The sequence below is a fragment of the Mojavia sp. genome, assembly GCF_059505145.1.
Genome location: NZ_JCACKA010000009.1, coordinates 1 through 7,296 on the forward strand (window position 1 = coordinate 1; position 7,296 = coordinate 7,296).

8 protein-coding genes are annotated in these 7,296 nt (G+C 39.1%); 4 read left to right on the forward strand and 4 right to left on the reverse strand.

The annotated features are described in order from the left end of the window. The 4 genes from AC5JL8_RS00325 to AC5JL8_RS00340 all read left to right on the forward strand — a co-directional run. Window positions 1–656: chromosome partitioning protein ParA (locus AC5JL8_RS00325; RefSeq protein ID WP_495877785.1), on the forward strand; the 656-nt coding region annotated here is incomplete at its 5' end. After that, window positions 631–1,380, forward strand: a complete 750-nt coding sequence (locus tag AC5JL8_RS00330) for a hypothetical protein (RefSeq protein ID WP_495877786.1) — start codon at window positions 631–633, stop codon at window positions 1,378–1,380. The genes AC5JL8_RS00325 and AC5JL8_RS00330, both read left to right, overlap by 26 nt. Further along, window positions 1,367–1,978, forward strand: a complete 612-nt coding sequence (locus AC5JL8_RS00335) for a DUF6753 family protein (RefSeq protein WP_495877787.1) — start codon at window positions 1,367–1,369, stop codon at window positions 1,976–1,978. Before AC5JL8_RS00330 ends, AC5JL8_RS00335 begins: the two co-directional genes overlap by 14 nt. 128 nt (window positions 1,979–2,106) lie before the next feature. Continuing rightward, entirely contained in the window at window positions 2,107–2,340 is a 234-nt protein-coding gene (locus AC5JL8_RS00340; protein ID WP_495877788.1) for a hypothetical protein, read from the forward strand. Here the strand turns inward: AC5JL8_RS00340 and AC5JL8_RS00345 are convergent. From AC5JL8_RS00345 to AC5JL8_RS00360, 4 genes are all read right to left on the reverse strand, one after another. After that, window positions 2,337–3,155 carry a hypothetical protein gene (locus AC5JL8_RS00345; RefSeq protein WP_495877789.1) on the reverse strand — a complete coding sequence of 273 codons (819 nt, stop codon included), beginning with the start codon at window positions 3,153–3,155 and terminating at the stop codon, window positions 2,337–2,339. The genes AC5JL8_RS00340 and AC5JL8_RS00345 overlap by 4 nt on opposite strands. Window positions 3,156–3,187: 32 nt before the next feature. Next, window positions 3,188–5,677: a DUF3854 domain-containing protein gene (locus tag AC5JL8_RS00350; protein WP_495877790.1), complete on the reverse strand. Its 2,490-nt coding sequence runs from the start codon at window positions 5,675–5,677 to the stop codon at window positions 3,188–3,190. A 54-nt stretch (window positions 5,678–5,731) separates the two neighbouring features. Further along, window positions 5,732–6,172, reverse strand: a complete 441-nt coding sequence (locus tag AC5JL8_RS00355) for a hypothetical protein (RefSeq protein WP_495877791.1) — start codon at window positions 6,170–6,172, stop codon at window positions 5,732–5,734. An 8-nt stretch (window positions 6,173–6,180) separates the two neighbouring features. After that, a partial coding sequence (locus AC5JL8_RS00360; RefSeq protein ID WP_495877792.1) for a type IV secretory system conjugative DNA transfer family protein occupies window positions 6,181–7,296 on the reverse strand: 1,116 nt, incomplete at its 5' end.

Sequence of the window (7,296 nt, forward strand, 5' to 3'; positions counted from 1 at the left end):
CTGATATTTTTCTGTTGGATCAACTCAAAGACTTAATTTACCCACCAGAGGAGGATGCGATTAATTCCCCCAACAAAGATGTAATTGAACCATCTGGACAAGATGTAATTGACTCACCCGAAAAAGATGAGCAACTTGTCGCTCCTGCTAGTAAATCTTTATTTTTGCTAGAATTGCCACCCCAATCAATTCAGTTCTTTCGCTCTTTTGAGTCAGAAATGGGCTTCTTTAAAATGGTAGGCAAGAAGTTGGATATGAGAGTCACAATGGCCACTGTGATTAATCGCACGAAGGACTCGGTTAACCAATTTATTCATTTGCGCGATTTTTGTGGGGATAAGGTAGATTACGTTGTTGTCAAGAATTTGTTCTTTGGAGAGAAAGATAGATTTGAAAGGTATGACAATACTCCATTAGTTAAAGAACTCAAAAATGTTAACAAACCAATCCCAGAAATTTATATGCCAGATTTGATTGCACACGCTTATGATTATCTCGATGAGAATAATTTACCTTTTTCTAAGGGTATAGAACAGAGCAAAAAACTGTCTGTTCAAGGTCGAGTTGAGAAATGGATGGAGAACTTTAAAAAATCTATTGAGCCAGCTAAACACTCGCTGGGACTAGCTGATGTCAACTTACAGTCCGAATCCTAAACGCCTCATTATGACTGTGGGCGATTCTCGCGTTGGCAAGTCTACAGTAATGCGCTTGTTAATTGACTTGTTTTGCTCTCTGGGACACCGATTGAGAGCTTACGATCACGACAACCGTAAAAGGCTCGAACCATATAAATGTCTAGTTCCAGTTGAGAGCATCAATTTTAATGAAGGTACTGATTGGGTCATTGAAGAACTCCGCAATGGCTATGATGCTCTAGCTATTGATATGCCAGGACAACACATAGAAGGTATTTGCAACTACATCGACAAAGTAAATTTGTTTAAAATCTTGGGCAAGGTTGACTGGCGGCTCACTTTTGTACAACCCATTTCACACCGATTAGATTGTGTTGAGTATTTGTCCCAACTTCTGGCTTTTGCCGGAAATCAGGCTGATTATGTGGTCGTTAAAAACCAACACTTTGACCTCATGTTTAAACTTTATCAAACTTCAGGCTATCCCAAGCTCATAGATGTGGGTGGATGTGATATTGCTTTGGATGGATTAAATAAGTACAGCTATGAGGCTATCGAAAGCATTGGCTTACCTTACTCACAAGTCAGGGATAACATCAATATTTTTTCTGTCTACAGAGCATACACTTACAGGTGGCTTAACAGTTTTTATCAATCCATTCAATCCAATTCTTTAGCCTCCGAATACTTGGGGCTGGTACAAATACGCCAACAGCAGGAGCATCATCATGACGATTTCTAAGTACACGGAAGCCGAAATTGAACGAATTCGAGAGCTTTCAGAAGAAATCGGGTTTGACCCCAACGATCCAATGTTTCAAATTATGAGCATCCTAGGGAATTTTGAGGAGATGATGATTCAATTTCCTACCCAGATGGAAGCACTCATGGAAGCTGGGGCTTTAATGATCGACAAAAAGCTCACTGATGCCACTAAAGCTGCACAAGTGATGCAACACGCTATTATTACTGATGCTGTACAAACTAGCCTTAAAGAAGAACTTCCAAAACTCAAGCCGACGATTTCTTTGCCTGTAGAAGCACCAAAAATTGGCAAAATCAAGCTGGGGATTTGGTCAATTGGTGGCATTCTTGGCGGCATGATTGCTGTTGGAGCAATACTTGGTTCTCTAACTACTTGGAATGTCATCTCCAACTACGTCGGCGTTAGCAATACTGACGTTACTGCTAATGATCTCAAGCTTTTAGGTTGGGCTAAATCTTCCGAAGGTAGGCAAGCTCGACAACTGTTTACTGATAATCAAGCCGATATTGAATTTTGTCGCAAAGATCATCGATTATTGGGGCGTTGTGTAGTTAAAATCAGAAAATCAAACTAGCTAGTACCGCAAGGCGGAAGTCAAAAGTCAAAAGTCAAAAGTCAAAAGTCAAAAGGGATATAGCGTAAGAGTTTTGTTGATTTGGAATGGGTGGTTTATTTCTGCCGACCTGTACTAGGTATATGAAAATGCGCGGTTCCAAAACTGTGCTAGATAAAGCCGAAGATTTTGTAGAATTCGCCATCTTTATCTGCTTAATCGTTAGAGCTTACGCATCACTTCAAACTGATTTTTTGGAGTCCGCTTTTTACGTACTTTTAGCTGCAATTATCTTGCCCTTTACAAAAATCAATAAACCAGCAAAACGTTTATTGCTGGTTTCTGGTTTTGTGTTGGGTTTAAAGATAGGATACTTCAATTAATCAATTTCTGGGGCATTGTTTTTGAGATCCCGTTTCGGCTGATTGGGCTTTTGTGGCAGTTGTATTCGCTGTGATTGCTGCTGTAACTGCTGATTATCAGCGACTAGATATTGAGTCTCTTGTTCTGAAAGATTGTCTTGTAAAATCTGAAAGTCACTATTCCCTAATTTTTCGGCTTTAAAAGCTGCATTGGGCTGGTTTGGTTGTAGTTGCTTACGGTCTATGCTGAGAATTTGCTTAGTATTCTCAACTTTAAGTAAAGCTCTATAACCCTCATTTTCAAATGCACTAATTTGATTACCCAGGCTTCTACCCTTAGTGAATATTTTATCTATAACTGCCCTAATAAATGACTTCCTATTTTGGTCTTGATGTTGTGCCTGTTCGTTAAGATTATTGATTAACTCAACTGGCTTTCTAGAAAAATTATTATTTTGTTCAGGATTCAGCAATACAGTTTTTTGAAGTTCTTTAAATTGCTGAAGTTGAGTAATTATTTTTTGATTTGTTTGAGATTGTTGTGACTGCGATTGTTCTAAACCAAATGAGGTTAAATACTGCTTTATATATTGCGCTTTTAGCTGTTGTCTATATTCTTCAATGTTCCCTTTAGATAATAGCTGTCCTAATTCTTGGAGTGCTTTGGGTTGGCGATTGGGGTCTGTTTCTTGATGAGAATCTATTGATAAATCTTTTTGTTGGGTAGTAGGTTGATTTAGTATCCGATCCAATCTCGCTATCATCATATTATCTGAGATGCCACTTGGATTTATTGCTCTAATTTTATCTAATGTTGAGGATTTATTTGCTTCCATAGGTTTTACCTGTAGGGCATCAATGATATTAATTATAGTTCAATTTCACTATCTTTAAACTTACGTTTTTGACGATTTTTAGGTCTAGGTTGTGATGGAAAATATTCTAGCTGTACTCTTTTAGCTATTAATTTGAGATTTTCTAGATCCTGCTGTCCAATATTCATTATCAGGGCTTCATTTGTTGTTAAGTTAATTTTTACAGCTTCTCTGTCTAACCCATCATTTTCTTTTTTAAACAGCTTAACAAAGGATTCTCCAGTAGACTGATTTATTTGGGTTTTAATTCGGTAATTCCCTATTTGTAGATGTTGAGAATGTGCAGTTTTCAAGGAATAAATCAATAATTGAGATACTTCGGTTATTTCTAGCCTTTTAATCACTGCTTGAGTGCCTAGCGGGGCTAAAGAACCTAGTTGTTTTTTTAGCGTTATCGCATCTTCATAAAATGATGGTAGCTTTTCTACTGATTTGAAATTATCATTCACCTTTAGGAATTCCTGACGCTCTACCATGAGCATTTTTTCCGGTTTTTTGGTAATTACTGTAGTACCTCTTTTATCAATCTCAAACTGCATCAATGGATTCGAGAAATAACTATTTTTCTCACCATCAGCACGGTGAATGCTATAGGTATCACGAAATTTTCTCACACTAAAAGCTTCACTCTTGTAAACCGTGCTGCCATCGTCTAATTCCACTGCGTAATTATCTAGAAGTTGCTTGGCTGTTAAAGCAATATCTTTATTTTCTTTTTCTATTAAAAATTTTCTCGGAATTGTTAGCGCATAATTTGGTACTTTCTGCTGGCTAGCCCAGTATTGAGAAGCAACAGTTACGGGCTGATGAACTTCCGTAGGGGACTGGGGGGCACAGGAGAAGTGCGATTCGTTTTCTTTCTGCTCATCTACTGGGTGACTGGGTTGCTCAGATCCCCCTTGCTCCCCTACACAGGCACTCCCCTGTTCTTTTGCTTCGGCTGGAGTTTGAGGAATAGCTTGTACAATTTCTTCTTCTTTTAAGTTAGCCGGGTTTGATGTCACAGTTCCATCATGAAGCTTTTCATACAGATTCAAAACTTGTCCATTTTTCAGTTTGATTAAGAATCTCAAATCAGGCGGCGGATTGTTTTTATACCATTCCTTTAAAGATTGAGCTTGGTCTATTAATGCCTGAAATTGTTCGCTGCCATTGTTGACAATAAAATCATCCGCACCTTTATCCGGCCCTGGTAAGGTAATCACGCTAATATTAGCCCCGGCTCGTTGCAGTAATAATCCCGTTTTTAATAAAGCTTTATGAACATTGACAATAGTTTTTGGCTTTGTATCGTGGTCAAAACATAATTTGATGTCTCTACCAGGGGTGGCAAACATCGCAAATTCTTCACGTAACTGTATTGGAATCGGATTAGATTGCTCATCTTTCGTCCGATAGCCAGCATTTATCCCTGGTAATCCTATCGCTGCATGACCCTGTGACAACAAACTTGCCGCTTTTTTAGCTCCCTCTGTCACAATAATCGGTACATCGTGTTTCCATACACAGTACCAAAATCCACTTCGGCGATCGCACTCGCTTGGTGTAACGCCTGCCCTTTGATAAATTAAATTAGCAATATCATCTGGCACATCCAGCAAGAAAATACTCAATGGTGTTTTTGGTGGATGCTCGTATTTAATAAATTCCTTTTGTTTATTCGAGTGTTCAGCAGGACTGTGAGACTGTTGATCGTTTTGAAGGAACTTAAAATAACTTTGAGAGTTGTTCTTTTGCTCAGGTTTTTCTCTTTTTTGATTTGGCTTCAAGCACCCCCAAAGCTTTTGAACTGGCAGTTCTCCTGATTTGAGATCGGGGAATGAGCGCGGATCTACACCCGCGCTACACCACCAACCCCCTTGCTCAATATGAGAATATGTCTTTATATTCTTCAGCCGTCCATCGTTACGTCGCTCAAGACGGGAGCTATACATCAAGTATTCCCAAGCTTGGTTCACACCTTCAACCGAATCGTAATGCAAGCTTTTGAAGTTCCGGGCGGCAATCTCCCTATTAACAGCACTTTGTACTACTATTTCATGCCAGTGTTCAGGATCTATATGTTCTGGGGGAGAAATGGGGATCGCTTCACTCTCCTGGAATGTCTGTGCTTGAGGTGTTGAGCTTGAGCGAGTTTGTTCTTCTGCTTGGAATGTTGAGCTTGAGGAAGTTTGTTCTGCTTGCACTGTTGATGAGGGGGCTGATTCTTCTGGTTCTGAATCAGCCTCCTCATGCCATTGGGTGTCAGTCAATGGGTCAATTTCTGACCACACATAAGCTCCTGACTCATCCTCTTTTAGTACGAATGTATTATATCCGATCTCGATTTTCGCTTGCTTGTCCCACTCGTATTGCAGCCGCTCCATTGCTGCTTCTATCAATGGAACAACTGCTTTTTTCCATATTTGACGAGTTTGTTGTAAATCCTGCCTTGTGAACAAGATGTAATCACTTGTTAAATTAACACTCCGCTCATCAAACATAGGAATTGTTTAAAGTTAATCGTCAGAATTCAGCACACAGGAGGAGACGTTTACCTACTTACACATCTGAGTGTAGGCTCTGTACAGCATTTTATATTGTCTTCTACTTGCTTTTAAGCACTTTAAGTCTATAATTTTTGTTCCAGATATTACCCGATTTAAAATAATTTCTATTTGGGCATAATCCGACCCATAACTAATAAATGCTATATATTGTAAATCGTTCCAACCTATATATTTCAAATATTTAGCCAACAATTGTTGACAATATTCATCTGCAAATAAATTTTGTATATCTTTAAATATCAGCTTGACATATATGCCAAACTTCTTAAGCCTTGGTCTGATCTGAGACCGCTTATTAAAAGCATTGACAATGTACGGGGTAGCCTCTCTAATATTTACTAAATTTGCCATTAATCTTTGCTGCTTTGTATCTAATTTATTAATAATTTGAAAATCTGTAAGAGAAGATTCTACAATTATCACTTCCATCCTCATACCTACAGCAAGGATCTCATCCCATCAACAGGTAATGCTTCAACTCCTGCTTCTACTGGTTCTTGTGGGATTGGCAAGCGGCGATCTACTTCTGTTATTCTTATATCTAAGTCTTGCTGTGTCGGATATTTTTGAGTGCTATGTAGTGCCATATTCGTTACTAATTTTTGCCATTTTTGTTGATTGTATTTTTCAATATTCTCTAAAAAAGAGGGAATCTTAATCGTTTTTAACAAAGGCACTGAGCCTTCCTCTTTATTGGCATAAGCCGGATTGATAAATACACATTTACCTGATGGTAATTTCAAAAATTGTGCCGCTTCAAACAGCTTTTTAGTTTTTTCTTGTTCGCTGGTTGTTGTACTCGGTTTACCGCCACCAGTTGACCTACTCTTATGCTTGTACTTAATTTCTTCATCTCCCAAAAAACTGGAGAATAATTGTGCTGATTCATTTTCCCCTGGATTGAATACAAACTTAGTGCTACAAGCACCCAGGATAGTTTTCGCTACTTCTTTTCCGTAGTTCTTTTCCAACTGCCCCATATTTTGCCAGCCTAGAATACCGCAGAACCCTTCACTTCGTGACTCGTTGAGCCATCTATATAAATCAGGCAGATAAATTGACGGCAATTCGTCTAAGACAACGATTAATGGGCCTGACTCCACTCGTTTAGAAGCAATATTCCGCGCAATTGTCATGTGTAAAATGCTCGTCATTAAGGGCGCAACTGCATCTCTACGCTCACGATCTAGCCCAAAAATAATCATTTGCTTTCGCTTAATTTCTAACGGCAGGGTAGTTTTACCCACAAAACACCCTAGCGTGTTTTTCGCCATAAAACGAGTGAACATTAAGCCCGCTGTGGCTGTAATCCCAGCCACCGTCTTTTCAGAAGCCGCAGAACTGAACAACTGACCGAACGCTATTCTAATCCAGGGATTTAATGAAGCACCCATCAGTCGGTTAATCATTTGTTCCGAAGATAGTATTGCCGCTGCCGTCATAATATCTGCATACTCCCCAAACTCTTTAGTCAGCATGAGTATGGCTTGGGTTAATTGATCCCCTGACGGGCCAAAGAACCCATCTTCACTCGCGTTAGTTAAAATTCGGAA